Origin of the sequence: Pseudomonas asuensis, assembly GCF_014646755.1 — a bacterium.
In the GTDB taxonomy this organism is placed as follows: Bacteria; Pseudomonadota; Gammaproteobacteria; order Pseudomonadales; family Pseudomonadaceae; genus Chryseomonas; species Chryseomonas asuensis.
In genome coordinates, this window is sequence record NZ_BMNW01000068.1 from 1 (window position 1) to 1229 (window position 1229).

Here is a 1229-nt window from a genome sequence, read left to right on the forward strand (position 1 = left end):
TATGAGTACCTTGAATGCCTCAAGCCAGCTTTGATTATGAAGACAACGAGTGCGACCTGCTCGACCGGGTCCAGCAGCGCAAAGGATTAACCGACCGAAACCAGGCGGCGGAATGGTTAGTTAAGGCTCGCTTGCGTCGAGCTGCAATAAAGCTCACAGGCCGTAACCGAGCCCTGTATGAAGTGTAAGAAGGAGGAACCCATGAACCCAATCAGAACGCCTGAACGACGGCAGTAGCGACTGCCAACCAACGCCAGGCCCTGCAGTATCAAAGGTTTACGAGAATGATGTCCGTACCTGAAGAATTAGGCCTTTACGCCACCGCTTCCGCCTCGCTGGGAGCTGATCGACCATGGAAGCAACGGCCATGAAATGCCCTAGCTGCCGTGAAAAGCTCCGTATGCGCACAACTGAAGAGGAGGCACCATGCTTCAAGAATGTATGGTACGAGTGCACCAACTTCGATTGCGGAGCCACGTTCAAAGGTCATCAGACTATCGTTCACCAGATCCGGCCGTCTGCGCTGGAGAATCCTTATCACGTAGTGCCCATGGCTCCAACCGTGACCGGGAAGCTCAAGCCCAAGATCCCGCAGGGCTCCACCAAGCCAGCCTCGCTGGATAAATCAGGTCTGGAGCAGCGTCCATGAATATTCAGCCCCCTGAAAACTATCTGGACAGCATGCAGGCCGCTGCCCTCTCCTTCCTGATCCGCCATCAAGCCGAACACCTGGGCAACACTGACCAGTTACTCATGCGCGCCGTGATTCATCTGAACGAGCGGTTGCAGGTGCCGGAGCACACGGCTAAGCGCCTGGTTGACCGTGCCTATTCCGAACTCAAGCCCGAACCCGAGCATCGCTACCTGGACGTAGACAGCAGCACCGGCCTGGTCGCTGTGCTGGTCGATCCGGAATCAGGTCGGCGTTACCGAATACCCATAGCGGAAGTCTTCGCGGCCTGTATCGACGATCCGGATCTGCCGCCTAACCCCAGCTCAACTCACTAATACCAGCCCATAAATCTCAATGGGTTTGGGGAAGCTCTGCCCGCTGTACAAGGAAACGTTATGCAAACCGCTCAAAACACCGCTGCAAAGGTCCTGCAGCGCAAAGGTAAAACGCCTCGAATACCGGCCGATTCACCGGCCTCTGCGTTTTACCTCCCAGTGTCCAAGCGGGGTAAGCCACTGCCTGATCGGGACAAGACTAATGTCGCCAGGCTGTCCGA

The 1229-nt window shown here is 56.1% G+C and carries 3 protein-coding genes; all 3 read left to right on the top strand.

The window, feature by feature from the left end; genetic code table 11:
• The first annotated feature begins 14 nt into the window (after positions 1-14).
• The 3 genes from IEX86_RS24670 (at position 15) to IEX86_RS24680 (ending at position 1008) form a co-directional block, all read left to right on the top strand.
• Entirely contained in the window at positions 15-188 is a 174-nt protein-coding gene (locus IEX86_RS24670) for a hypothetical protein (protein ID WP_188868782.1), read from the top strand.
• A gap of 179 nt (positions 189-367) precedes the next feature.
• A complete protein-coding gene (locus IEX86_RS24675; RefSeq protein ID WP_188868783.1) occupies positions 368-649 on the top strand; it encodes an ogr/Delta-like zinc finger family protein in 282 nt (93 codons plus the stop codon).
• The gene (locus IEX86_RS24680; RefSeq protein ID WP_188868784.1) at positions 646-1008 is read left to right on the top strand and encodes a hypothetical protein; all 363 of its coding nucleotides are present in this window, start codon (positions 646-648) and stop codon (positions 1006-1008) included. Before IEX86_RS24675 ends, IEX86_RS24680 begins: the two co-directional genes overlap by 4 nt.
• The last annotated feature ends 221 nt before the right edge of the window (positions 1009-1229 follow it).